The sequence below is a fragment of the Caballeronia sp. M23-90 genome, from assembly GCF_053574605.1.
Map to the genome: position 1 here is coordinate 1 of NZ_JBSIPA010000041.1, position 25,850 is coordinate 25,850.

24 protein-coding genes are annotated in these 25,850 nt (G+C 61.2%); 12 read left to right on the forward strand and 12 right to left on the reverse strand.

Annotated elements, in window-relative coordinates; genetic code table 11:
- Positions 1-367: 367 nt before the first annotated feature.
- From ACRXB1_RS06795 to ACRXB1_RS06805, 3 genes are all read right to left on the reverse strand, one after another.
- Complete coding sequence (locus ACRXB1_RS06795; RefSeq protein WP_062169997.1) at positions 368-1,171, reverse strand: aldo/keto reductase; 804 nt, start codon at positions 1,169-1,171, stop codon at positions 368-370.
- A 52-nt stretch (positions 1,172-1,223) separates the two neighbouring features.
- Entirely contained in the window at positions 1,224-1,958 is a 735-nt protein-coding gene (locus ACRXB1_RS06800; protein WP_449491543.1) for a glutathione S-transferase, read from the reverse strand.
- 148 nt (positions 1,959-2,106) lie between these two features.
- Positions 2,107-3,180 (reverse strand): YeiH family protein, encoded by a 1,074-nt coding sequence (locus ACRXB1_RS06805; protein ID WP_449491544.1) that lies wholly within the window; start codon positions 3,178-3,180, stop codon positions 2,107-2,109.
- Positions 3,181-3,286: 106 nt separating this feature from the next.
- On the opposite strand from ACRXB1_RS06805, the gene ACRXB1_RS06810 reads away from it, so the two are divergent.
- The 8 genes from ACRXB1_RS06810 (at position 3,287) to ACRXB1_RS06845 (ending at position 10,823) form a co-directional block, all read left to right on the forward strand.
- Positions 3,287-4,183 (forward strand): LysR family transcriptional regulator, encoded by an 897-nt coding sequence (locus ACRXB1_RS06810; protein WP_449491545.1) that lies wholly within the window; start codon positions 3,287-3,289, stop codon positions 4,181-4,183.
- A gap of 159 nt (positions 4,184-4,342) precedes the next feature.
- Complete coding sequence (locus ACRXB1_RS06815; protein WP_449491546.1) at positions 4,343-5,158, forward strand: sugar phosphate isomerase/epimerase family protein; 816 nt, start codon at positions 4,343-4,345, stop codon at positions 5,156-5,158.
- Between the two features lie 23 nt (positions 5,159-5,181).
- Positions 5,182-6,156: a sugar kinase gene (locus ACRXB1_RS06820; protein WP_449491557.1), complete on the forward strand. Its 975-nt coding sequence runs from the start codon at positions 5,182-5,184 to the stop codon at positions 6,154-6,156.
- Positions 6,157-6,185: 29 nt separating this feature from the next.
- Positions 6,186-7,484, forward strand: coding sequence for an MFS transporter (locus tag ACRXB1_RS06825; protein ID WP_449491547.1), 1,299 nt, complete (start codon positions 6,186-6,188; stop codon positions 7,482-7,484).
- A gap of 23 nt (positions 7,485-7,507) precedes the next feature.
- On the forward strand, positions 7,508-8,476 hold the full coding sequence (locus tag ACRXB1_RS06830; RefSeq protein WP_449491548.1) for an NAD(P)-dependent oxidoreductase: 969 nt from the start codon (positions 7,508-7,510) through the stop codon (positions 8,474-8,476).
- Between the two features lie 72 nt (positions 8,477-8,548).
- Complete coding sequence (locus ACRXB1_RS06835) at positions 8,549-9,598, forward strand: LacI family DNA-binding transcriptional regulator (protein ID WP_449491549.1); 1,050 nt, start codon at positions 8,549-8,551, stop codon at positions 9,596-9,598.
- Between the two features lie 36 nt (positions 9,599-9,634).
- Positions 9,635-10,453: a YhfC family intramembrane metalloprotease gene (locus ACRXB1_RS06840; RefSeq protein ID WP_061999478.1), complete on the forward strand. Its 819-nt coding sequence runs from the start codon at positions 9,635-9,637 to the stop codon at positions 10,451-10,453.
- A 1-nt stretch (position 10,454) separates the two neighbouring features.
- Positions 10,455-10,823, forward strand: coding sequence for a DUF3022 domain-containing protein (locus ACRXB1_RS06845; protein WP_075359523.1), 369 nt, complete (start codon positions 10,455-10,457; stop codon positions 10,821-10,823).
- 17 nt (positions 10,824-10,840) lie between these two features.
- Here the strand turns inward: ACRXB1_RS06845 and ACRXB1_RS06850 are convergent, their stop codons facing one another.
- Positions 10,841-11,269: a PGDYG domain-containing protein gene (locus ACRXB1_RS06850; RefSeq protein WP_061999476.1), complete on the reverse strand. Its 429-nt coding sequence runs from the start codon at positions 11,267-11,269 to the stop codon at positions 10,841-10,843.
- 126 nt (positions 11,270-11,395) lie between these two features.
- Positions 11,396-11,923 (reverse strand): Spy/CpxP family protein refolding chaperone, encoded by a 528-nt coding sequence (locus ACRXB1_RS06855; protein ID WP_075359521.1) that lies wholly within the window; start codon positions 11,921-11,923, stop codon positions 11,396-11,398.
- A gap of 260 nt (positions 11,924-12,183) precedes the next feature.
- Between ACRXB1_RS06855 and ACRXB1_RS06860 the strand changes: the two genes are divergently transcribed.
- A complete protein-coding gene (locus tag ACRXB1_RS06860) occupies positions 12,184-12,645 on the forward strand; it encodes an Lrp/AsnC family transcriptional regulator (RefSeq protein WP_449491550.1) in 462 nt (153 codons plus the stop codon).
- 148 nt (positions 12,646-12,793) lie between these two features.
- Positions 12,794-13,903, forward strand: coding sequence for a saccharopine dehydrogenase NADP-binding domain-containing protein (locus ACRXB1_RS06865; RefSeq protein ID WP_449491551.1), 1,110 nt, complete (start codon positions 12,794-12,796; stop codon positions 13,901-13,903).
- Positions 13,904-13,940: 37 nt separating this feature from the next.
- On the opposite strand, the gene ACRXB1_RS06870 is transcribed toward ACRXB1_RS06865, so the two are convergent.
- Positions 13,941-15,239: a cation:proton antiporter gene (locus ACRXB1_RS06870; protein ID WP_449491552.1), complete on the reverse strand. Its 1,299-nt coding sequence runs from the start codon at positions 15,237-15,239 to the stop codon at positions 13,941-13,943.
- Between the two features lie 224 nt (positions 15,240-15,463).
- On the opposite strand from ACRXB1_RS06870, the gene ACRXB1_RS06875 reads away from it, so the two are divergent.
- Positions 15,464-16,360 carry a LysR substrate-binding domain-containing protein gene (locus ACRXB1_RS06875; RefSeq protein ID WP_449491553.1) on the forward strand — a complete coding sequence of 299 codons (897 nt, stop codon included), beginning with the start codon at positions 15,464-15,466 and terminating at the stop codon, positions 16,358-16,360.
- Here ACRXB1_RS06875 and ACRXB1_RS06880 read toward each other — a convergent pair.
- The 4 genes from ACRXB1_RS06880 to aldA all read right to left on the reverse strand — a co-directional run bounded on the left by ACRXB1_RS06880 (position 16,327) and on the right by aldA (position 22,042).
- Positions 16,327-17,991, reverse strand: coding sequence for a GMC family oxidoreductase (locus ACRXB1_RS06880; RefSeq protein WP_449491554.1), 1,665 nt, complete (start codon positions 17,989-17,991; stop codon positions 16,327-16,329). The two genes, ACRXB1_RS06875 and ACRXB1_RS06880, sit on opposite strands and share 34 nt — an antisense overlap.
- A 15-nt stretch (positions 17,992-18,006) precedes the next feature.
- Positions 18,007-19,224 carry a mandelate racemase/muconate lactonizing enzyme family protein gene (locus ACRXB1_RS06885; RefSeq protein WP_375508285.1) on the reverse strand — a complete coding sequence of 406 codons (1,218 nt, stop codon included), beginning with the start codon at positions 19,222-19,224 and terminating at the stop codon, positions 18,007-18,009.
- A complete protein-coding gene (locus ACRXB1_RS06890; protein ID WP_075359517.1) occupies positions 19,221-20,549 on the reverse strand; it encodes an MFS transporter in 1,329 nt (442 codons plus the stop codon). The genes ACRXB1_RS06885 and ACRXB1_RS06890 overlap by 4 nt, the downstream gene beginning before the upstream one ends.
- Before the next feature lie 68 nt (positions 20,550-20,617).
- Positions 20,618-22,042, reverse strand: a complete 1,425-nt coding sequence (aldA, locus tag ACRXB1_RS06895) for an aldehyde dehydrogenase (protein ID WP_449491555.1) — start codon at positions 22,040-22,042, stop codon at positions 20,618-20,620.
- Between the two features lie 204 nt (positions 22,043-22,246).
- On the opposite strand from aldA, the gene ACRXB1_RS06900 reads away from it, so the two are divergent.
- Entirely contained in the window at positions 22,247-23,632 is a 1,386-nt protein-coding gene (locus ACRXB1_RS06900) for an FAD-containing oxidoreductase (RefSeq protein ID WP_449491556.1), read from the forward strand.
- Here the strand turns inward: ACRXB1_RS06900 and ACRXB1_RS06905 are convergent, their stop codons facing one another.
- Entirely contained in the window at positions 23,633-24,376 is a 744-nt protein-coding gene (locus ACRXB1_RS06905; RefSeq protein ID WP_174363476.1) for an enoyl-CoA hydratase/isomerase family protein, read from the reverse strand. It lies immediately after the preceding gene.
- 6 nt (positions 24,377-24,382) lie between these two features.
- The gene (locus ACRXB1_RS06910) at positions 24,383-25,675 is read right to left on the reverse strand and encodes an MFS transporter (protein WP_174363475.1); all 1,293 of its coding nucleotides are present in this window, start codon (positions 25,673-25,675) and stop codon (positions 24,383-24,385) included.
- Between the last annotated feature and the right edge of the window lie 175 nt (positions 25,676-25,850).

Sequence of the window (25,850 nt, forward strand, 5' to 3'; positions counted from 1 at the left end):
GCATGGTATGGGCTTCGGAGAACCGGAACCGGCGCTGTGCGCGGGTACGCAGCTTGAGGAGGAATGAAAGCACGTGAGCTGGGTTTGATCGGGTCGAGGCGGAGGTTTGCGGGGGGAAGGATATCACCGCCCACACGAGCATGGTATGGGCTTCGGAGAACCGGAACCGGCGCTGTGCGCGGGTACGCAGCTTGAGGAGGAATGAAAGCACGTGAGCTGGGTTTGATCGGGTCGAGGCGGAGGTTTGCGGGGGGAAGGATATCACTGGCGACCGGGCGCGGGGACTTCACGCGCTGCGGGTGTCGCGGCAATAAAAAACCCGGTCGTGCCTGCACAAGACCGGGCTGTCCAGCATGCAACCGCTAATTCACCACTTGGGCGCGAAAGGCGGCTTGGCGTGGCGTTCGCCTTCGTCGAGGGCATCGATCTTTTTGATGTCGTCGGCGTCGAGCTTGAGTTTTTGCGAGTCCCAGTTCACCTGCTGATGTTCCGGATTCGTCGATGCAGACAGCACCACGATATCGCGCGACAACAGCCACGCGAATGTCACTTGCGCGGCCGTCACGCCATGCTTCTTCGCGATTTCGTTGAGCGTCGGATCCTTGTGCGCACGGCTTTCGCCAAGCGGCATGTACGCGGTCGCCTTTACGCCGAGCTTTTGCGTCGCTTCGACCAGTTTGCGGTTGGCGAGGAACGGGCTGATCTCGAACTGGTTCGTCACGATACCTTCGCCGCCCGGCACCTTCAGCGCTTCTTCCAGCAGCGGTGCGGTGAAGTTCGACACGCCGAAATGGCGAATCAGCCCTTGCTTCTGCGCATCCTGGAATCCCGCGATGGTTTCTGCGATCGGCACCACGCTGTCGGGCGACGGCCAGTGGACAAGCGCCAGATCGATCGTGCCGATGTTCAGTTTCTTGTGGCTATCGACGAGACTCTTCACCACATCAACTCTGCGCAACTGGTCGTGCCAGACCTTCGTCGTGACCCAGATGTCCTCGCGCGGAATGCCCGAATCGCGCACGCCTTTGCCGACGGACTCTTCGTTGTTGTAGAACTTCGCGGTATCGATATGGCGATAGCCGAGTTGCAGCGCGCTCTTGACTGCGTTCACGGTCTTTTCGGCATCCACACGAAAAGTACCCAGTCCAAATGAGGGAATCGTTTCAACCATCTGATGCTCCTTTGAGTACGGTTATTCAAGGGCCGAGCGATTTCAGGCGCCGTCAAGCGTCCTGATCCAGCTCGGGATAATGCCGGAAGATGCCGGATTCATTGAAGGGGATCCGGCGTTCCGAATCGACATAAGCGGCAATGTTTGGGCGATCCAGAACGGCGTCGTGGAGCGCTTGCAAGTGCGGGTATTGCTTTGAGAATTTCCTGGTTGCGCGCGGGAAGGCATAGTGAAGGCCCTCGACAAGCTGGAATATCGACAGATCCACGTAGGTGGTCTGATCGCCGACCATGTGTCTGGAACCGTGCGGATTCTGCTTGAGCACACGCTCGAAGTAACCGATGAACTTCGGAATCCGGTTGTCGATAAAATCCTTCGCCCGTGTTTTCGCTGCGTCCTTTTGGTCCTCGTAGTACAGGTCGGAGGCGAGCGGGTGATGGGTATCGTGGACTTCGGCCACCATGTCCGCGATGGTGAGCTGCAAACCATTGGCAACGTAACGCAGCTTTTCGTCCTTGGGCGAAAGGCCGAGTTTGGGACCAAGGTAAAACAGGATGTTCGCGACTTGCGGCACGATCAGCTCGCCGTCTTTGAGAAAGGGCGGCGCGAAGGGAATGTGTGGTTCGCTCTCGCTTTCGATGATCTTCATCATCGCGCCCGTGCCCTGGCCGTCTTTCTTGGCGCCGCGCGCCACATCGATGTAGTTCGCACCCGCATCTTCGAGTGCGAGCCGAACGAATTCGCCGCGACCCTGAAGGCCATCCCAGTAATAGAGCTCGTACGCCATTCGTAAGATCCTCATGTCTGAATGTTGGCGGGGTGAACTGGGAAGGGTAGCAACGGTTGTGCCGGTGTTCTAAACGCCCGTCTCGCAGACTAGCTTAAAAGCAAACGCCCCGCGGGCAGCGGGGCTTACATCCTGGTCTCGCGGCCAATTATCCCAGCAACCGCTCCACACCCATCGTAATCGCCAGGCCGCCGCCAATCAGCCAGGCATACAAAATAGCCCCTGTCACCAGCGCACGCGGCCCGGCCTGACGAATCTGCGCGACCCTCGTTTCGATACCCAGCGCCGTCATCGCCATGGTCAACGCGAACGTATCGAGCGTGTTGAGCGAGTGCGTGGCGGCAGCAGGTAAAACGTGCAGCGAATTCACGATAACCAGCGCAAGGAACCCAAGCGCGAACCAGGGAATGGCGAGCTTGCGCTTCGTGCCATCGGCGCCATTCGCAGCATTGCGCGAGCGGTTCACCCACATGCCGATCACGAGCAGCACCGGCACGAGCAACATCACGCGCGTCATCTTCACGATGGTCGCAATATGCGTTGCTTCCGGGCTTATGTTGCTCGCGGCGCCCACGACCTGCGCCACTTCGTGAATCGTGCCGCCGAAGAACAAGCCGACTCCCAGCGTATCCAGATGCAGCCAGCCGAGATGCACGGCGAGCGGATAGAGGAACATTGAGAGCGTGCCGAACAGCACCACGCTGCCAACGGCCATCGCGCTCTTGTGCGGCTCGGATTGCAGCGTCGATTCGAACGCAAGAACGGCCGCCGCGCCGCATATCGCGCTTCCCGCGGCGGTCAGCAGGGCGGTATCGCGGTCGAGTTTCATCAGCTTCATGCCGGCCCACGTGCCGATTGCAAGCGTACTCACCACGACCAGCACCGATACCGTCAACCCCGGCAAGCCGACTAGCGCGATTTCCTGCAGGCTGACGCGCAGCCCGAAGAAGCCCACGGCGATGCGCAACAATTTACGGGCGGAGAAATTCACGCCTGATGCCCAGCTCTCCGGCATGCCGTCGCGCAGTACGTTGCCGTAGATCGCGCCCGCGACGATCCCGACGATCAGCGGACTCAAGCCCAGATTTGCAATGACCGGCAACGCCGACAATTGCGTCACCGCCGCGGCGAAGAGTGCGACGAACAAAATACCGTTCAGTTGGCCACGAGTCTGGCCGGCGGGGGCGGCATTCGGTGAGAGGGGCGTAGTGACGGAGGACATGGTTTTTTCACCTTGGTTTGATTTGCCAATCCTATTCTCGATATATCGATATGAAAAATCGTCATTTAGGATGTAAAGTATCAGTCCAGCCGATATTTTTCTTCAAATGACCCCTGACCAGCTTATAACCCTCGCATTTGTTGCCGAACACGGAAATATCAGCCGGGCGGCGATCGCTCTGCATTTGTCGCAACCGGCGGTGTCGGGGCAATTGCGGCAGTTGCAGGACGAATTCGGCGAGCCGCTGTACCAGCGTGACGGCCGTGGCGTAAAGCTGACTGGTGCTGGCGAAGCGCTCGTTGTGTATGCCAATCGGATTCGCGAAACCTTCGCTCAGGCGCACGCATACCGGAATGCGCTGCGTGGCCTCGAAAGCGGCACCCTGCGAATCGGGGCGAGCACCACGCCCGCCAGTTATCTCCTGCCTTATCTGATAGCGGCGTTTCATCGGCAGCATCCGGACGTGACGATCCACACCATCGACGGCAACACGACCGAGATCGTCGCGGCGCTCGGTTCGCTCGATATCGCGATGATCGAAGGGCCGGTTGGCGCCGATCTGCCGCCTGGAACCGAAATCACGCAGTGGCGCGAGGACGAGATTGTCGCGATTGCGCCGAGTGGCCATCCTCTGACTGCGGGGAATGGCGAGGCCACACTTGAAGCGCTCTGTGCCGGGCCGCTGGTCTTGAGAGAAGCGGGGTCTGGCGTGCGCCAACTGGTCGAGCGTGCTTGCGCGCGGGCTGGCGTGCAGATGCGGGTCGCGCTGGAAATTGCGGGCGTGGAGGGTGTGAAGGAAGCGGTGCGGGCGGGAATGGGGATCGGTTTTGTATCGGCGATGTCGATGCGGCACGAGGACGACGCCTTGCAACGCTTGCGGATCGCGCCTGAACCACTCACGCGCCGGTTTTCGATTCTGATGCCGCATGCGGCGGCGCCATCGCGGGTAGCGGCGAGTTTTCGTGCGTTGTGTATGGAAGGCGACGAGGAAAATCACCGGTAGTCGGCTGCCGTAAGGGATTTCCATGATGGCAACCCGTCTGTCGCTGGCGGATCATCTCGGAAATGCACGGACGCTCACGCGTCTTTTTTAAATATCGTTTTTGGAACCGGTTCCAAGGCGACATTTCAGGCAAATCTGACCGTGGAATCCAGTCATTCCGTGAATCTGACCAAAAATACTGCTATTGCCCGAAACGTCCCCGTTGTGATTGTTGCGAGCGCTTTTGGCGTCGAATCGATCCGCCGCGATGGTCACGCAATGTGGGCCGAAGTCGCGGCGCGAGCGGGTGCGGCGGGGTTCGAAGTGCGTCGGGAACTGTTTGCCGATGACACGCAATCCCAGCCCGACTCACTCCGCGAACTCGGCGACACAATCCGCGCAGCCGGGATCTGGCCTGTGTATTCCACGCCGGCAACGCTTTTCGACGACCATGGCGCGCTCGATGAAACCGCCATGACCCAAACGCTTGCCGAAGCCGACGCGCTCGGCGCGCGCATCGTCAAGTTCCAGTTGGGCGGGTCGGCAACCACGGGCACGGCGACCGCTGCAGACACGCTCGATCGGCTGATTGCAGGGATCGCTGACTCGAAAGCCAAGGTCGTGGTCGAGAACGGACAATTGAAAGCAGGCGGCACGATCGACGCATTCGCGGCCTTGTTCGAAGCGTTGAAACCCCGCACGCATGCGCTGTCGATGACCTTCGATACCGGCAACTGGCGCTGGGCCGATCAGGATCCGATGGACGCGGCGCGCCGCCTGTCCGGCTACGTCACCTACGTGCATTGCAAGGCGGTCCAGGGCGAAGGCGCGCGACGTTTCGCAACCGCGCCTGCAATCGGCGACACGTCCTTCGCCACGCTGCTGAAACACCTCCCGCGCGACGTCCCACGCGGTATCGAATTTCCGTTCGACCCTGCGCATCTTGCCGATGACGCCGCGCGCTACGTCAAACAAATAGCATCGACTGATCAATGAACATGACCCAAGAAAAACCGAACATGAATCCAGCACTCGATGTCGTGACTTACGGCGAAGCAATGACGCTGTTCGTCGCGACGGAAACCGGCGATCTCGCGAAGGTCGGCCACTTTGCAAAACGCGTTGCCGGCGCCGATCTGAACGTGGCGATCGGCTTGTCGCGGCTCGGCTTCAGGGTCGGCTGGATGAGCCGCGTCGGCCGCGATTCATTCGGCCGGTACGTGCTCGATGTACTCGCGCAGGAGGGCATCGACTCGAGCCGCGTGACTATCGACGAGCGCTATCCGACGGCGTTCCAGCTCAAGTCCAGGAACGATGACGGCAGCGATCCGGCCATCGAGTATTTTCGCAAGGGTTCGGCGGCGAGCCATTTGTCGCTCGATGACTACGTCGCCGACTACGTGCTCGGCGCGCGCCATTTGCATCTGACGGGCGTGGCGCCTGCGATCTCGGGCACATCGCGCGAACTCGCGTTCCACATGGCGGCCGAAATGCGCAAGGCCGGCAAGACCATTTCCTTCGATCCGAACCTGCGCCCCACGCTCTGGCCGTCGCAAGAAGCAATGGCCGAGGCGCTCAACGCGCTCGCCGCGCACGCGGACTGGGTGTTGCCCGGCGTGAGCGAAGGCAAGATCCTGACGGGCTACACGACGCCGGAGGACATCGCCCGGTTCTATCTGGATCAGGGCGCGAAGGGCGTCGTGGTGAAGCTCGGCGCGCATGGCGCGTATTTCCGCACCGCGGACAACGACCAGGGCACCGTGCCGGCGATTGCGGTTGAGAAGGTCGTGGACACCGTAGGCGCCGGTGATGGTTTCGCCGTCGGCGTAGTGAGCGCCTTGCTCGAAGGACGCGATGTACGTCACGCGCTGACGCGCGGCAACCGCATCGGCGCGCTGGCAATCCAGGTGATCGGCGACAGCGAAGGCCTGCCGACCCGCGCGGAACTCGACAAGCTGGAACAAGCACCCGCCACCACCACGGTCGCCTCATAACGCGCGCACGCCCACGGACGGAGACAGTCATGCAACAAGCCAGCGACAGCACGACGAACAAACCCACGCTCGCGGTGCGCCGCTGGTGGACGATCATGCCGATCGTATTCATCACCTACAGCCTTGCCTACCTCGACCGGGCGAACTTCGGTTTTGCATCGGCGGCGGGGATCAACCATGACCTGGGGATCAGCAAGGGGCTGGCATCGCTGATCGGCGCGCTGTTTTTCCTCGGCTATTTCTTCTTCCAGATTCCCGGCGCGATCTACGCCGAACGGCGCAGCGTCAAGAAGCTCGTGTTTGTTAGCCTGGTCCTGTGGGGCGGATGCGCGGCGCTGACCGGTGTAGTCACGAACATTCCGTCGCTAATGGCGCTGCGCTTCGTGCTCGGCATCGTGGAAGCAGCCGTGATGCCGGCCATGCTGATCTTCATCTCGAACTGGTTCACGAAGTCCGAACGCTCGCGCGCCAACACGTTCCTGATTCTCGGCAATCCGGTGACGGTGCTGTGGATGTCCGTGGTCTCGGGTTATCTGATCAACTCCTTTGGCTGGCGCCATATGTTCATCGTGGAAGGCGCGCCGGCAATCATCTGGGCAGTGATCTGGTGGTTTATCGTGCAAGACAAACCGGCGCAGGTGAAGTGGCTTTCGGATCAGGAAAAGCGCGATCTCGACGAAACCCTGCGCGCGGAACAAGCCGCCATCAAACCGGTCAAGAACTATGGCGAGGCGTTCAAGTCGCCGGCTGTGATGAAACTCTCGGCGCAGTATTTCTGCTGGAGCATCGGCGTGTATGGCTTCGTGCTGTGGCTGCCGTCGATTCTCAAGAACGCGTCCTCGTTCGGCATGGTCGAGACCGGCTGGCTGTCCGCCGTGCCTTATCTCGCGGCGACGATTGCGATGATCGCGGCGTCGTGGGCATCGGACAAACTGGAGCGCCGCAAGCTTTTTGTATGGCCGTTCCTGCTGATCGGCGCGTTTGCTTTCGCGGGGTCGTACTTGCTGGGATCGACGAATTTCTGGGCGTCGTATGCGTTGCTCGTGGTTGCCGGCGCCGCCATGTACGCGCCCTACGGCCCGTTCTTTGCGATCGTGCCGGAACTCTTGCCGAAGAACGTCGCGGGCGGCGCCATGGCGCTGATCAACAGCATGGGCGCGCTCGGCTCGTTCGTGGGTTCCTACGTCGTCGGGTATCTGAACGGCGCGACGGGGTCGCCTGCGGCATCGTACGTGTTCATGAGTGCGGCGCTCGTCGCTGCCGTCATACTGACCCTGGCTGTAAAACCGCATCCCGTTGCGCCTGCCGCCAAATTCGCAGCGCACTAAATCTGACTTTCAGGACCCGTTCGATGAAAAAGAAAATCGTCGCGTACAAGCCGCTGCCCGCGGACGTGCTGGCCTACTTGCAGGAACATGCGGACGTTACCACCGTCGATCCGAAGCAGCACGACGCATTTGTCGCCGCATTGAAAGATGCCGACGGCGCCATTGGCGCCAGCACGCAGATCACGCCCGCAATGCTGGAAGGCGCAACGAAGCTCAAGGCGCTCGCAACGGTGTCCGTTGGTTTCGATGCTTTCGATGTCGCCGACCTGAATCGCCGCGGCATCGTGCTGACGAATACGCCCGATGTGCTGACCGAATCGACCGCGGATACCGTCTTCGCGTTGATTCTGGCGAGCGCGCGCCGTGTCGTGGAACTGGCCGACTGGGTGAAAGAGGGCAAATGGACCAAGAGCATTGGCGAGGAACAATTCGGTGTCGATGTGCAAGGCAAGACGCTGGGAATCATCGGCCTGGGACGGATTGGCGGCGCCGTTGCAAGGCGTGCGTCGCTGGGCTTCCGGATGAACGTGCAGTACACAAATCGCAGCCGGAATGAACAAGCGGAACGCGATTACGGCGCGAAGAAAGTCGAGCTGGACGAGTTGCTCGCGACCTCGGATTTCGTGCTGCTGCAAGTGCCGCTGACCGCCGAGACGCGCAATCTGATCGGCGCGGCGCAACTGAAGAAGATGAAGCCGAGCGCGATCCTGATCAATGCATCGAGGGGACCGACCGTCGATGAAGACGCCCTGATCGAAGCGCTGCAAAACGGGACGATCCTCGCCGCGGGTCTCGATGTGTTCGTGAAAGAACCGCTTGCCGCGGACTCGCCGTTGCTCAAGCTGAAGAACGTGGTCGCACTGCCGCACATTGGTTCGGCCACACACGAAACCCGGCACGCGATGAACAAGAACGCCGCCGAGAACCTGATCGGTGCGCTCAACGGCACGTTGACCAACAACATGGTGAATCCGGAAGCCCTGAAGCGCTGAGCGGCGCTGCCTTCAATCCGCCTTGGTAGATAAAGCGCGCTCTGGCGCGCTTTATTTTTACTGCACGAGACCATGCCAAAAGACAACTTCCTGACCGAACGCCGCGCGACCATCACGGATGTCGCCCGCGAAGCCGGCACCGGTAAAACCAGCATCTCGCGGTATCTGAATGGCGAGACGGGCGTGCTGTCGACGGACCTTCGCGAGCGCATCGAGGAGGCGATTGCCAAGCTCGATTATCGGCCGAACCAGATGGCGCGCGGGCTGAAACGCGGGCGCAACAGGCTGATCGGCATGTTGCTTGCCGACCTGACCAATCCGTATTCGGTGGAAGTGCTGCAGGGCGTCGAGGCGGCGTGCCACGCTTTCGGGTATATGCCGCTGATCTGCCACGCGGCCAACGAGGTGGATCTCGAACGGCGGTACTTGCAATTGCTGAGTACGTATCGCGTGGAAGGCGTAATCGTGAATGCGCTCGGCGTGAAGGAGGAGACGCTGGAAACGCTCGCAAGCGGCGGGGTGCCGGTAGTGCTGGTCGATCGTTCGATCGATGGCCTGGTGACCGACATGGTCGGCCTCGACAACACCGCAGCGGTCGCGGCAGCGATCCGCCATCTGGACGAGCAGGGCTTCGATGAACTCGTATTCGTGGTGCAGCCTTTCACGCATGTGAGTTCGCGCCGCGTGCGCGAGACGGCGTTTCGTGACACTATCGGCGCCCTTGGAGTGTCGGGCGCGACAGTCGTGCTCGACCTGGATGATGACAATCTGGCGGCCGAGGCGCTTGCCGGAATCGATACCCGTATCGGCGAGAACCGGCAACTCAACCGCCGCATTGCGTTGTTCGCGGCGAACGCGCCGGTTGCGTTGCGCGTCGCGCTGCATATGAAAGAGCGCCATGGCGCCGCGTGGCAGCGGCACGTGGCGCTGATGTGTATCGATGATTCCGAGTGGGCCGAACTAGCCGGAATGACGACTGTGCGCCAGCCGACCTATACCATAGGGGAGCGCGCCGTCGAATTCCTGCACGAGCGCATCGAGGGCGCGGTCATGGCGCCGCGCGAATGCCTGCTGCCGGGCGAACTGGTCGTGCGCACGTCAACGCTTGCGGGCAACATCTAGCATCTGGCCGAACATGGTTTTTGAGGATATTGATTCATGGTAAGTGTATTGACGCTGGTTTGCCTCACGCTTGCAACGCTGCTGATTGCGGCCTTGCCTTTCTGGCTCTACCGGAAAATGCGGCCGCAGTACGGGTTCGGGCGGCGCGATGTGATCGTCGGGATTGCGGTATTCGCGCTTTTTTCGATGGTCATCGAACGGGGCCTGCATGGCCTGATGCTGAGCAATGCGACGACCGTCGGCTTGTTGATGAACCCCGCGTTGTTCGTGATCTATGGCGCGCTGGCTACTGGTATCTGCGAAGAAGTGGGCCGCTTCGCCGGCATGAAATGGCTGATCCGGCGCGATCCTGCGTCGCTGCAAAAGCCGGGGACGGCGCTGGGTTACGGAATCGGGCATGGTGGCGCGGAAGCGTGGCTGGTCGGCGTGCTGGTTCAGCTTCAATGGCTTTTGTATGCCACGCTCGCCGATCGAAACATGCTCGATCAATATTTCACCAGTGTTCCCGCAGAATCGCTGCTGCGCTTGCATATGGTGCTGGGCAGCCTGACGCCTGAATCCGCGGGATTGTTCCTGGTCGAACGCGCTGCGGCGTTCGTGTTCCAGATCGGCTTTTCTGTCGTGATGTGGCACATGTTGCGCGAGCGTTTCCGCTTCACGCTGCCGTTCATGATCGTGGCGCATGCGCTGATTGCGTTGCCCATTGCGCTGTATCAGGCGCGCTTGATCCCGCTGCTCGCGGCAGACGCCGTGTATCTCGTGTTCGGCCTGATCGTGATGCGTGCGTTGCGCCGGTATTTTATCGGCGTGAGGGTTGCGTCCGACCGTGCGGCGCGAGCGAAGAACGGAGTCTGAGATGAGCGACGAATATCAGTTCGAATGTCCGAGCGCCGACATCGAAATCCTGGCGCGCGTGATCAGCGACCTGTTCCCGGAACAGACGCAATTCGTTGAACGCCCCGGCGACGATGGCCGGCTTTCGCTCGTCGTCCATTACATCGCGATGCGCTTCGGGACAACGGCGCGCCGCATTGCCATCGACATCCGCTTCGATCCCGCCGCGCTCGCGCGTTATCGGGCGATGCCGCCGCGCATGCACGCGCGCAGTTACGCGGTGCTGCGGGCGTATGTGGAAACGGAACTGGGCGCGCTTGAAGAGATGTACGCGAACGGGGAAACAGTGCCGCGTAACGTGGAGATCGACATGGGCGACGATTTCGCGTGACCCGGAGGTTTGATTGCTTAAGCCGGCTTATAAACCTTCGCGAAACGCGCTGCTTTGACTACACCGTAGTCGCCCGGCGCGTACTGCATGACCCAGTCGCCTGCCACGCCGTGCAATACATCGCCGGCTTCCGATCTCGCGATTGAAAACGACTCGTGCATTTGTTTCGCAAGCACGACAACCGGAATGTTTCGATACACGCCCGCGTCGCCGTGCTCGACGCCATCGTGCGGAAGGTATTTCGCATTGAAACGATCTCGCGAAACCACCCAGCGTTCACCCGTCGCGCCGGTGATCAGCGCATCGCCGGTTTCATAGCGGTTCGGACCTTCCAGACTCATCAGCGAGCCCGGTTCATGCGCGAACTGGACATGGACGGCTTCGTCCTTCACCACGCGTTGGGTGGCGGAGTCGGCAGTCAGGTCAAGGTGGGTAATCGATGTCATGTACGGTGCCGGGAGAGGCGGAAGCTTTGGAGACCGGAATCGTAACGCCAAGCCTTGCAGTTCGCACACTACAAAAACAAAAAGCGCTTGCACCGGTAACCCGATACAAGCGCTTGTTTCTCCAACTTACGGCTTGGTTGAAGACGCTGCGTCTGGCGCGATGCTGTCCGGCGTCGCCTTGCTGCGCGGTGCGCGGCGGCCTTTGTGCTCGCCGCGACGCGCTGTTTGATGGAAGCTGGCGTCGGCGAGCTTCTTCTGTTCCGGCGAAAGGCTCGAGTAAAGCGGCTCGAATGCATCGACGAGGCGCTTCGTGCCGTCGGCTTGCGCTTGCGTGATCTGCGCGTACTGCTTCATGTCGTCGACCGCCGTGGTGTTCGTCCCGAGCGCGATACGCTGGCGATACAACTCACCAATGGTGTGGCCGTTCTCACGCATGACATCGGCGAACTTGTTCCATTGATCTTCCTGTGCCGAAGTGATCTTGAGCTTGCTGTGCAGATCGGCAATGCGTTGCTCGACGCGTGCTTCGCGTGCCTGACCGCGCGCCGATTCAGGCGCAGACGCTCCCGCAGGCGAGGCGGCCGGCGCGGAAGACTGTGCAAATGCGGTCGAAAGAGCGAGCGAGGCGGCCAGTGCAACGAGTGTTTTTTTCATGGGTGACACCTTGGGGTCCATTAAGAAGGGGCAAGCGATACACACAAATACCGCATGTGCTGCTTGGCAACGCGCTATTAATATCACGTTAGCGCGCGGCTCTGCTTTGGTTGCCACAACTGCTTACAACCGATACGACTGCGAAAAATTCGCGCGAGACCACAGAGTTTAACCAACCTGATGCATCGCGCGCAGGTTGAGCCTCATGCTTTAATACCTGGAAGCCCTAACGCGCTGTAATAACAAAAGGAAATTGTTCCATGCGACCGCCGCGTCTCGATCAACTTGACGATATCGACCGCAACCTCGTTGCTTCATTGCAGGTGAATGCACGCGAGAGCGTGTCGGAAATGGCGCGCCAGCTTGGCATCGCACGCACTACAGTGATTGCCAGGCTCGCGCGGCTCGAAAAGACCGGCGTGATTGCGGGTTATGGCGTGCGGCTCGGACAAGACGTGCTCGATGCCAGCATCCAGGCATACGTTGGTATCAAACTCGCGCCGAAGTACGGCCGCGACGTGCAAAAGCGCTTCGCCAGGATGCCCGAGATGCAACTGCTTTGCGCGGTCAGCGGCGAGTTTGACTACGTTGCGTGGCTGCGGGCCGATTCGCCTGACAGACTCAACGACCTGCTCGATGAAATCGGCGGTCTTGAGGGCGTCGAGCGCACCACCACGTCCATCATTCTTGCGCGCAAGGTGGACCGAGGTGGCATGAATTGAACGACACCTTGACGTTTTGTATCGAAAGATCGTCAAAATGTCGAAATTGGATGTCGAATCGCATCTTTTTGTGTCTTTTATCAATATTCATGCGCTCCTAAACTGGTGTCCACGGATTTGCCCCGAGACGCCCATCAAGGAGATGAACATGAAAATAGCCCTCATCGGCGCCGGCCTGATTGGCCAGAGCATCGCCCGGATGCTGCGTGAAACCGGCGACTATGAAGTCGTCGTTTTCGACCGAGACGCCCACGCGCTCAGCCTGCTCGAAGCGCAGGACATCCCGACCCGGCGCGTCGATTCCGCCGATGCCAATGCGTTGCGCCTCGCCCTGCAAGGTTTCGATGCGCTCATCAATGCCATGCCTTATTACCTTGCCGTAACTGTTGCCACGGCTGCGAAGGCGGCCGGGGTGCATTACTTCGACCTGACCGAAGACGTGCGCGCCACCCATGCAATCCGCGCAATCGCCGAAGAGTCCACGCATGCATTCATGCCGCAATGCGGGCTGGCGCCGGGGTTTATCGGCATTGTTGCGAATGAGCTCGCGCAGCGGTTCACCGAGTTGCGCGAGGTCAAGATGCGCGTCGGCGCATTGCCCGAATTCCCGACGAACGCATTGAAGTACAACCTGACGTGGAGTATCGACGGCCTGATCAACGAATATTGTCAGCCCTGCGAAGCCATTCGCGACGGCAGTACACAATGGGTGCAGCCGCTGGAAGGCCTGGAGCATTTTTCCCTCGATGGCACCGAGTACGAGGCGTTCAACACCTCAGGCGGCCTTGGCACGTTGTGCGAGACGCTGGCGGGGAAAGTGGAATCGCTCGATTACAAGTCGGTGCGTTACCCGGGGCATCGTGAGCTGATGAAGTTCCTGCTCGATGACCTGCGGATGTCGAGCGATCGTGACGGACTGAAGGCGATGCTGCGGCGCGCAGTCCCCGCGACGGCGCAGGACGTCGTGCTGGTTTTTGTCACGGCCACCGGCATGCGCGACGGACGTCTGGTACAGGACGTTTTCACACGGAAGATTTTCGCGAAGAAGGTCTGCGGTGTATCGATGAGCGCGATCCAGATCACGACCGCTGGAGCCGTTTGCGCAGAACTCGATTTGTTCCGTGAGGGTGTCTTGCCGGAAAGCGGGTTTATCCGGCAGGAACAGGTTCCTCTGCAGGCGTTTCTCGATAACCGGTTCGGACGGCTGTATGAAGGGGCGCGGGAAATAGCCGGCGTGCGGGAGCTTGTTGAAGCTTGAGGAGCGCCGGGGGCGGCTGGACACGCCGCCCTTGACCTCAACCCTTATAGCGGTTCATCAACGGCGTAGACGTAATGCCATGCAGGATGACTGACGCCGCGATCACCGCAAGTACCAGCGGTACCAGCGGTTGTGCGGCGCTTCGTGGCGCATGTTCCAGCGCGTACAGCAAATAATAAAACGAGCCTACGCCGCGAATGCCGAACCAGCTCGTGAGCAGCCTCTGTGATCGTGTTGCCGAAGAGCCGATCAGTGACGCTTGCACCGAAATCGGCCGCGCCACGAAGAACAGCAGCGCGACAATGGCTGCGCCGCGCCACGTGAAGAGGTGATCCCAGACATTGGCGAGCACGCTTCCGACCATCAGCATGACCGCGACTTCGGCGATGCGCTCGAGTTCTATCGTGAAGCCGAGCACCCGCTCCGCGACGAACGCATGCGCGCGGTCGGGATCGGACGCCGTTGCGCCCACGTCCTGCGCATCGATCTTGCCGACGGCTTCGTGGACGGATTTATCGCCGCTTGCTTTTTGTTCGACGCGGCGCATCGCGAGGCCGGCGGCGAAGACGGCGAGAAATGCGTAGGTATGCATCAATTCTGCGATACCGTACGAGAGCGCAATCAGTCCTAGAGCGTAAAAGCCCTCAGGCCCGAGCGCGAGGCTGTGGCGTGTGCGCAGGTACGCAATCAGCCGCACGGCAAGGTCACCCAGAAGCCAGCCGACGGCCAGCGCCCCCGCGACACCCCACATTGCATCAGCGGCGAAATGCCAGCTCAACGCCTGTTGCGGCGATGCCTCGTAGTTGCACACCGCAATACCCAGCAGCGCAAACGGCAGCGCGATGCCATCGTTCAGGCCGCCTTCGCCGGTGAGCGAAAAGCGCAGGAGGTCGACATCGCCCGGGACCTGGACTTGCACGTCGTGGGCGAGTACAGGGTCGGTGGGCGCGAGCATCGCGGCGATCAGCAATGCGGGTCCCCAGCTCATATGCAGCAGGTAGACGCAGGCGAGCGTCATGATGGCGACGGTCGCGACCATGGCGACCAGGCCCAGACGCAGGGGCAATAGCCAGATTCGGTCGGTCGGCGGCACACGCAGGCGCAGGCCGATCGCAAATAGCGACACGAGCATGGCGACTTCGGTGATCCGGCGCAGCAGGGTTGCGTCGCCGAGCAGGTCGATCTTGAGCAGGCCGAAGCCAAATGGGCCAAGGCCGAAGCCGATGGCGAGATAAACCATTGCACTGCTGATGGGGAGTTCTTTGAACGTCGAGCTGGCAAGCCCCATGAAGATGAGCACACCGCCAACGACGAGAAACCATATCGTTTCGGTCATGAGAGCCTGAGGTGGATGCGACGTACGCCAATTGGGAGCAAGGGGCGTGCCACAAAACCATACCAGGCGAATAATGCCGTCCGGCGTGTTTCGTCTTTCTTGCATGAGATTATGAAATCGTCACAGTTCGGGCGGCGGCCTGCGTAAGATCACGCGAACGTCGGGACATGCCAGCGTTCCCGAACCACGAACCATCGAATCACCGAATCCCTGTGAAACGCAAAATGCCTGCGCTCAATGCGCTAAAAGCCTTCGAAGCAGCCGGCACGACCGGCAGCTTCACCCGCGCCGCCACGCTGCTCAACGTTACGCAGAGCGCCGTGAGCCGGCAGGTCCGGCAACTGGAGGAGCAGGTTGGCGAGACGCTTTTTTCGCGCCATCATCAGCACCTGGTGCTGACGCCGAGCGGCCGTGTGCTTCTGCGCGCGTTGCAGCAGTCGTTCGACAAGATCGAGCTGACAGTGCGCGCGATCAGCCAGAAAAACGATGTCAACCGGCTTCGCATCAACGTTCCGCCTACCTTTGCGGCCCGCTGGCTCGTACCGCGGCTCGGGCGGCTGCGTGAGGCTTTCCCGGAACTGGACCTGAGCATTACGACGCGCGTGGATGACGGCATCGCGGATTCGAACCGGCTGGATTGCGCGGTTCGTTTTGGCGATGGCGAATGGAGCAACCTCGAAAGCACCTTGCTGATGCACGAACGGCATATTGCGGTGGCGTCGCCGGCTTTGCTCGATCGTGAGAGTGAGGGCACGCCGGTCGATTTGAACTGCTTCACGCTGTTGCATGTGTTGTCCGGCGAAGACCAGCGCTATCTCACGTGGCAGCACTGGCTGGATGCGGCGCGTATCGAAGGCGTCGATACGGACGGCGGCCATGAGTTCGATGTGCTCGACTTGTCGATACAAGCGGCTGTTGACGGCATGGGAATCACCATTGCCGATCGTCATATGATCGCGGCCGAACTGGCCTCGGGACAGTTGCGGCAAGTGCTCGATGTGGAGATCGAGGGTCGCCAGTCATACTGGTTCGTGCTGCGTCCCGAGCAGCGGGCAAGCGGGACGCAGCGCCTGTTCCAGCAGTGGCTTCAGGCGGAAGCGGCGGCGAGTGCTTCGCGCTGAACGAAGCTTGGCGCGGTGGCGTCGTCGAGGATCATTTGCGCGGCTTTTTCCGCGACCATCATGACCGGCGCATTGATGTTGCCCGACGTGACGTTCGGAAAGATAGATGCGTCCACGATCCGCAACGCCTCCATGCCGTGCACGCGCAAGCGGTTATCGACCACGGCGGTCCGCGTGTCCGGGCCCATCGCGCATGAACCGCACAGGTGGTAGATCGAACCGCTGTTCTCGCGGAAATATTCGAGCATGGCGGCGTCGTCGCCTTCGGGCACAGCCGATTGCCCCGGCAGCGTTTCTTCGACCGTTACCGTGCGCAATGCAGGCGCCTGCATGATGGAGCGGATCAGGCGGCTGCCCTGAATCACCTCATCGATATCCTTTTGCGTCGTCAGATAGTTCGCGCGGATCAGGGCGGCATCGGCGGGATTCGCCGATGCTATTTCGATTGACCCACGGCTCGTCGGACGGCACGGATTGAACGCGAGCAGGAAACCGGGATACGGCTCGGGCGTGAGTTGCGAGCGGCTCGACTTCGGTATCCGGTACGACAGCGGATTGAAGTAAAGCTGCATGTTTGCGTGTTCGCTATCTGGATCCGTGCTGAAAAAACCGCCGGCCTGGTTCACGCTCATCGCAAGCGGTCCCTTGCGCGTCAGCAGATATTGCAGGCCAAGTTTCAGCTTGCCCAGAAGCGAGCCGAATTCGCCGTTGAGCGTCGGCATGTTCGCGCGATAGTAGTAACTCGCACACAGATGATCCTGGAGGTTCTGGCCGACGGCAGGCAGCGCATGCACGACAGGAATCCCGTGGCGCGCGAGCAGCGCGGCCGGACCCACGCCCGAAAGTTGCAGCAGCTTTGGGGTATCGACGGCGCCCGCGCACAGCAGCACTTCGCGTTTTGCATTGAAGATGCGCGTGACGCCGTTCTGCGAAACTTCGACGCCGGTGGCGCGCCGTCCATCGAATAAGACGCGTGTCGTCAGCGCATGATGTTCAATGCTCACATTCGCGCGTTTCAACGCCGGCTCCAGATAACCCACATTGCTCGATGCACGCTGGCCGTTATGCGTGTTCACGTCGTACACGCCGACACCTTCTATGTGCGCGCCGTTGAAGTCATCGTTGCGCGCAAACTTCAGTTCGTCGCAGGCGTCGAGGAAATGACGCGTGACGGGATGAATGCCATCTTTCATCGATGTCACGTGAATCGGGCCGTTCGAGCCGTGCGTGGCGGTGTCGCCCGCGGCGTGCGTCTCGAGCTTGCGGAAGTACGGAAGCACGTCCTTGTACGACCAGCCAGCGTTGCCGGCGGCGGCCCAGTCGTCGAAGTCGCGTGGTGCGCCGCGCACGAAGATCATGGCGTTGATGGAGCCGGAGCCGCCCTGGACCTTGCCTCGCGGCGCATAGATCTTGCGGCCGGCGAGTTCTGCTTCCGGCTCGGAGTAGTACATCCAGTTGCAGTCCGGATCGTAATATGTCTTTGCAAAACCCACGGGTATCTTGAACCAGAACGAATCGGCCTTGCCGCCGGCTTCGAGCACCAGCACGGTGTGTCGTCCCGATGCCGACAGCCGTTCAGCCAGGATGCAGCCCGCCGATCCGGCGCCCACAATGATGTAGTCGTAAGTCATATCTGATCGCTCGCCTCAGCCTCTGGCCGGAGAAGAATCCCGTACATCGGCGGGTTTCGACGCCATCTGCAAATGCAGACGTTCGCCGGTGTAAGGGGAATGCGCGCGCACGACATCCATGTCCAGTTCCACGCCGAGTCCCGGCGCTTTCGACGGGATGATGTAACCGTCTTCCCACTGAATCGGCGTCTTCAAGATCTGCGCATGAAACCCGTCCCACGTACCGATACTTTCCTGGATCAGGAAGTTCGGCGTGCACGCGGCCAACTGGATGCTTGCGGCAGCGCCAATGGGCCCGTTGTAGAGATGCGGTGCGATCTGCGCGTAGTAGACCTCGGCGAGTGTCGCGATCTTCTTGGCTTCGAGCAAACCGCCGCAGCGCGCAACGTTCAGTTGAAGAATCGATGCCGCGCCCGCTTGCAGCAGCTTGAAGAATTCATATTTGGTGGTGAGCCGTTCGCCGGCTGCAATCGGAATGCTCGTATGCCGCGAAACTTGCGCCATCGCGTCTTCCTGGCCGGGCGGAACGGGTTCTTCGAACCACAACGGGTCGTACTTTTCGAGCCGCTGGGCGAGACGAATTGCCGACGATGGAACCATCTGCCCGTGCGTGCCGAACAGCAGGTCGCAGCGATTGCCGACGGCTTCGCGGATGCGCTTGCAGAAGGTCTCGCAGCGTTCCAGTACGTCGAGCGATATCTGGTGGCCCGAATAGGCCGTGTAGGGACCGGCGGGATCGAACTTGACCGCTGTGAAGCCGAGGTCCGCGTTCTTCACTGCGCAGTCGGCGGCCAGGTCGACGTCGTCGTAATCGTATTCGCCGGCGGCGTTTTTCGGGTACAGGTAGGTGTACGAGCGCAGCCGTTCGTTCACGAGCCCGCCCATCAACTCGTAGACCGGCTTGTCCGCCGCCTTGCCGATGATGTCCCAGCATGCCATCTCGAGGCCGCTGACGACGCCCATCATCGTGAGGTCGGGGCGTTGCGTGAAGCCGCTCGAATAGGCTTCGCGGAAGAAGCGCTCGACGTGATGCGGATCGTGGTCCTGCAGATAGCGGCCGAAGACGTCGTCGATGATGTGCGCCATCGCTTTCGGATGGAACGTCGCCGAATAGATCTCACCCACGCCTTCAATGCCGCAAGCCGTCTTGAGCTTCACGAAGATCCAGTACATGCCGCCGAGATGCGGCGGCGGCACGGCTACGAAATGCGTTTCGAGGGAGACGATGTTCATCGGATGGCGTCCTTTGTGACGGTCTTGCGCATGCGCGTCAGGGCGAGGGCGGCCACACCGCCAACCACGCTGATTGCAGCGATATAGGAGAAATAGATCTGATAGCCGGGAAGGCCTGGGAAATGCTCGGTGGTCCAGCCGTTCACGAGCGGCAGGAAGACATCGGGTGAATAACCGATCAACGAAACCAGGCCGATCGCCAGGCCCGTAATGCGCAATGGGATGCCGCAATCGTCGAGTAGCGACCAGTAGAGGCCGCGAATCGCGTATGTCAGGATGCCGATGACCAGCACGACAACTGCGATCACCGCGACGCCCACGTGCGGTGCTATATGCAGCGTCGGCAGCACGGCCAGCGCCACGAGCCCGATCGCGGCGAGAAAGAGCGCGGTGGTCAGTACGCCGAGCGTGGAGAAACGATCGCCGAGATAGCCGCCGCCGATACCGCCAACCGGCCGCATCCAGAGTTTCAGCGTGGTGAGCGTGCCCGCCATCACGACGGTCATCTTCAGGTCGCCCACTTGCAGGTACGCAGAGAAGCTATAGGTCGCCCAGAAAATCTGGTATCCGCAGAATACGATGGCCGCCATCAGCCAGAGTTGCGGAATGCGCATCAGCGTGACGAGATCGCGCCACAGGTTGTGTTTCTGCGTGCGGTTGTCGGCGGCTTGCTGAAGCTCCTGCGGTGTCGCGGGCGGTTCCTTCACCAGCGCCATGAGCAACCCAAGTCCAATACAAAACGCCGAATACAAATAGACCACGTAGCGGAAACCGACGTTCGTCGGCAAGCCGTGTTTTTCGGTGGCGGTGGCGAAGATCACGAGCGCGATGGTCGCAAGCAGCGCTTCAATCAGGCCGCGGCCGCCATCGAGCAAGCCGAAGAAACGGCCTTGTTCGTCGTGCGCGGCGATGGTCTTGACGCGTTTCAGAATCGATGCCCAGAAGGTCAGGCCGGTGGTCAAGCCCCAGCAGCAAAATACGACCAGCAGGATCCCGAAGCTCGGTGCGGTCGAATAAACGAGCCCGAGCGCGCCGGTTGCGATCAATGAAAAACAGATCAGGAAACGCGGAGCGATGCGGTCGGCAAGCCAGCCGCTCGGCAGATAACTCAGCAGGAAAACGGTGCCGAGGATGGAATACAGATACCCGAGCTGGCTATTGTCGATGTGAAAAAACTCGAGCATCGGCGTCTGGTACACCTGACGCAGATAGAGCAACGGGTAGATCGCGCCGGCGGCGACAACCAGCAACATAAGCTGGATGTAACGCTGCGACCGGCTTGTCTCGATGACTGCCGGCGTGACGCCGGTCAAGGTTTTATCCACGATACGTCTCCTTCAGCACGCTTTGAGGCGCGCTGTTTTTTTATCGATTCATGCAGGTTGAGGAAAAATCAGTACTTCATGACCACGAGGCGGGTCTGCGTGAATTCGAGCATGCCGTGCTTGCCGTCATCGCCGCCGAGTCCCGAGCGTTTCCAGCCAGCGTGAAAACCTTGATACGGATCGGCGGGGGTGCGGTTCACGTACAGCTCGCCGGCTTCGATCTCATTGGCCACGCGCATGGCGGTGCGATAGTTCTCTGTATAAAGCACCGACGACAACCCGTACTGATGGCCGTTCGCCATCGCGAGGACTTCGTCGAGCGTGTCGTACGAGATCACCGGCAGCACCGGGCCGAAGATTTCTTCGCGCACGATTTCCATGTCGTGGCGGCAATCGAGCAACAGCGTAGGCGGGTAGAAATAGCCGGCGGTGTCGGGCAGCGTGCCGCCGGTCGCGACCGAAGCGCCTTCGGCCACGGCGCGCTGGACCATCGCGTGAATGTCTTGCTGGGCGGAGCGGCTCACCAGCGGTCCCATCTTCGATGCATCCATCGACCGGTCGCCGAAACTCACGGCGCTCATCTTCGCGCGCAGCAATTCGACGAAGCGCTCGTGCACGCTTGCGTGGACATACACGCGTTCCATGGCGGTACACAACTGGCCGCAATGCGTGGTCTTCGATCCGACGATCGCGCTCGCTGCCGCTTCGAGGTCGGCATCCGGTTCGATGATCGCGGGCGCCTTCCCGCCGAGTTCCAGCGAAGGTTTCGCGATGTTCGCCTTGCAGTAGTCCAGCACGATGCGCCCGGCGTTCACGCTGCCGGTGAGCGTGATCATGCCGACGGCCGGATGCGTGCAGACCGTGGCGGCCGTCGCGTGATCCATTGCGAGCACGTTGAAAATGCCGGCCGGCAGTCCCGCCTGACGCGCGGCTTCGGCGATTTCGAAAGCGGACGTGGGCGTGTTGTTGCTCGGCCGTATCACGACCGTATTGCCCGTGATCAACGCCGGCGCGACTTTGCGCAAGAGCGTGTAGACCGGGTAGTTGAACGGGATCAGGCAGGCGACCACACCAATCGGCTCGCGATGCAGCACGAGGTTTTCGTTGGGCGTGTCGCTGGGGATGACTTCGCCTTCGATCCGGCGTGCCCATTCGGCGTGATAGCGGGTGATATCGGCGGCGTAGCGGGCTTCGTTTTCCGAATCCGCCACACTTTTGCCCGATTCCAGCGCGAGCGCCGCGCCGATTTGCGGCGCGCGCTGAACGATGGCACCGGCGAAACGGCGCAAATGCTCCCCGCGCTCGATGGAGCTCAACTTGCGCCACGTTTTCTGCGCCCGCGATGCGGCTTCCACGGCGGCGAGCGCGTCGTCCCGGGACGCGAGCGTGACGCGGGCGATGATCTCAGCGGTGGCGGGGTTGTCGACATCGGCAAACCGATCGGACGATGAGTCGATCAGGCGGCCGTCGATGAAATTACGGTAGGTGCGCATCGTGATAGCCCGGAAAGAAGCGCCGCAGCGGGTCCGCGACGTGAATGGCGCTAGTTTTAGCGGGCGCGACACTGGGCCACAAGCGATTAAATCTCGACCTGTCCATGCGTAAAACGCACACACGGCGGGGAGGTTTCCTGCTGCACCGGTTTCCCCGGCGAGCTACCATGCAGAATCCGCAAACACCGCCGAGGAGACGTGAACATGTCGCAACAATTTGACGCCATCGTGATCGGCACCGGACAAGGCGGCGCGCCGCTGGCCGTGAAGCTTGCAGAAAGCGGCAAGCGTACGGCGATCATCGAACGGTCGTTGTTCGGCGGGACGTGCGTGAATGTAGGGTGCACGCCGACCAAGACATTTGTGGCAAGCGCCCGTGCGGCGCATGTCGCGCGACATGCCGGAGATTATGGTGTGATCCTCGATGGCGGCGTTCGGGTGGATCTGGCGCGCGTCAAGGCGCGCAAGGACGAGGTCATCGGCGAATCGCGCGAAGGCGTGGAGAAGTGGTTGCGGGGGACATCGGGCGTGACGGTGTTCAACGGCCACGGGCGCTTTAGCGGGCCGCATTCCATCAGCGTGCAGGGCAACGACGGTCAGCAGCACGAACTCACGGCGGATTCGATTTTCATCAATACCGGCACGCGTGCGACCGTTCCGGAAATCGAAGGACTAGCGGGGATTTCATATCTGACCAATTCCACGATCCTGGAACTGACGACGTTGCCTGAACATCTGGCGATCCTGGGCGGGAGTTACATCGCGCTGGAATTCGCGCAGATGTTCGCGCGCTTCGGCAGCCGCGTGACGGTGCTTGTCAGGGGCGAGCGCGTGCTCGCGCGCGAGGACAAGGATTTCGCGGAACAGGTTCAGAAGGTTCTGGCGCGCGATGGCGTCGAGTTCCGCTTCAACACCCAGACGTCGAAGGTCGAGGCGGCGGGCGAGGGCGTGCGGATCTTCCTCACCGACGGGAAGAGCATCGATGCGTCGCGTCTATTGTTCGCCACGGGCCGCACGCCGAACACCGGCGACCTCGGGCTCGAGCATGCGGGTATCGTGCCGGACAAGCATGGCCTGATCAGTGTCGATGGTCAGCTTCGCACTAAAACGGAGGGCGTCTGGGCGCTCGGCGATGTCAACGGGCGCGGCGCGTTCACGCATACGTCGTACAACGACTACGAGATCATTGCGTCGAACGTGGTCGATGGCGAATTGCGCAGCGTCGATTCCCGCATCATGTGCTACGCGGTTTTTGTGGATCCGCCGTTTGCGCGAGTGGGCATGAGCGAAGCCGATGTCCGCAAGGACGGACGCGCCGCGCTGATCGCCACCATGCCGATGTCGCGCGTTGGCCGGGCCCGCGAGCGTGGCGAGACAGATGGCTTCATGAAGGTGCTGGTGGACGCGCAGACGAAGAAGATTCTCGGTGCGGCAATTCTGGGCATCGAGGGTGACGAAGCGATCCATACGTTCATCGACATCATGAATGCGGACGCGCCGTACACCACGCTGCAACGCGCGATGCATATTCATCCGACGGTGAGCGAGTTGGTTCCCACGCTGATGGGGATGTTGAAACCGCTGGAGTGATCAACTCCGGCGCCGCTTGATCCGCTCGGCGATCGCCGGGCTTTGAAGCGAGGCTTCGTAGGCGGTTCTATTTGTCAAAGCGGAAGGATCGCCTGCCGCGATGGCATTCAACTGGCGCTTCATCGAGCGCACCACGTTGGGTTCGCAGGCGCGCATTGCATCGATGTATTCCGCCGTGCGCGTGGTCAACTGGTCGGCCGCGACAAGATCCGTCAGGAAGCCGATACGCAGCATTTCCGGCGCATCGATTGCAATGCCGGTCAGAAACAGCCGTTTCGCCTGCGTAGCCCCGAGTTCGCGGACATACCGGCGCATGCCATCCGGGTAGTAATGCAAGCCGATACGCGCCGCCGGCATGAACATCCGCGATCCTTCAACGCCAATGCGTGTATCGCAGCACAACGCTAGATCCGTCGCGCCGCCATACACACTTCCGTTCAGCGCGCAGATTGTAGGCAGGGGACACGCTTCGAGTTCGTTGAGCAGGCTTTCGAACGAATCGTCGATGTTCCCTGCCGCGAGCGCCGACAGCGTGTAGCCGGAGCTGAAGGTTGCCGGTCCCGTGCCGGTCACCACCAGCGCGATTGAAGCCGCATCGCTCGAAGCATTGGCAATCGCTTCTCTCAAGCCCGCAATATCCGCGGGATCGATCCGGTTGTGCTGCGCTTCGCGCGTCAGCCGCACCGTGACCACGCCCTCATGCCGCGACCATGAAAAACCATCGGCTACGCTCGTTTCGGTCATGTTCGTTCACCCCGCAGGCGTGGCTTCCTTGTCCTTGCCGTTCTTTGCAGCTTCCTCGTTGGCGGCGGCATCGCGCGTTTCCGGCATTGCCAGCCAAACCAGCGCAACCGCCAGCGCGCCCGCTGCAGCAAGCCCGAAAAAGCTCGTGTTCACACCGAACTTGTCCGCGACAAACCCCGCGATCGCCGTGCTCAGCGTGGCGCCAATTCCCGCCGCCAGCCCGAAGAAGCCGATACACAGGTTATACCGGCCCTTGCCGCCGGCAACGTCGGCTGCGATCAGCGGCAGCATCACGCCGAACACCGCTGCGCTGATACCGTCGAGCATCTGCACTGGCACGAGCAAATACGGGCTGCTCGCGCTGCTGGCCGCGGCGAACAACAGCGCCCGCAACGGTAACGCCGAGAAACCAAGGATCAGCACGGGCCGCCGTCCCCACGTCTGCGCCTGCCGCCCGACCCACGGCGACAACCCCGCCACGATGAATTGCGGCACGATGATGCACGCCGCAATCACCAGTTGAACGTTGTCGCCCATGTGCGCGGTCACTTCGCCGGCGGCAAGATTCAGCATTGCCGCATTCGACAAGTGGAACAGCACCACGCACGCCGCGAACGTCAGCAATCGCGGATCGCGCACCAAGTCGCGCAGGCTTTCGGGGCGTTCGCCGCTGGCTGAACTGAGTGCATCGGCGAGATTCGATCCTGCCTTCGCCGCCGCTTTTTTCATGCGTGGTACGACCGGCGGCATCTCGTGATGGATCATGTTCAGCGCGACCAACGCCGGCAATGCGAGCGCAGCCGTCAGGAAGAATACCGAGCGCAGCGACAGGTACTCCCCGAACACACCCATCAACGCCGCGGTCAGCGCGCTGCCGATGGACGCCCATCGCGCATTGCGCCCGAGCCGCGTGCCGAGATCGGCGCGGGAGACGAGGGCGAGCGAGATCGCGGCCATCGCGGGAACGAGCATGCAGCTCGCGAACCCGTGCAGGACTTCGGCCGCGAAGACGGAGACGAACGTGGGACTCGCGCCGAGCAGCAGCGCACTGATGATGATCGCGATGATCGCAGCGGCAGCCGCGCCTTTCTTGTTGCGCAAGGCATCGACGAGCGCGCCGGCCGGTAACTGGCTTGCCATCGCGCTGATCGTGCCGACGCTCAGCATCAGCCCGATCTCGCCTTGCGTCCACTTGTTCGCGGCGAGATAGGAAGCGATGAACGGCCCAAAGCCGGTCTGCACATTCGCGACGAAAAAGTTCAGCCAGTCAAGCGCGCGCAGACTTCGTGCAGTAACCATATTTCAGATCGTCCTCATTGTTTCGATGGCAAGCCAGTTACCGGCCGGCGCGCTGATCGTGCCGACGCTCAGCATCAGCCCGATCTCGCCTTGCGTCCACTTGTTCGCGGCGAGATAGGAAGCGATGAACGGCCCAAAGCCGGTCTGCACATTCGCGACGAAAAAGTTCAGCCAG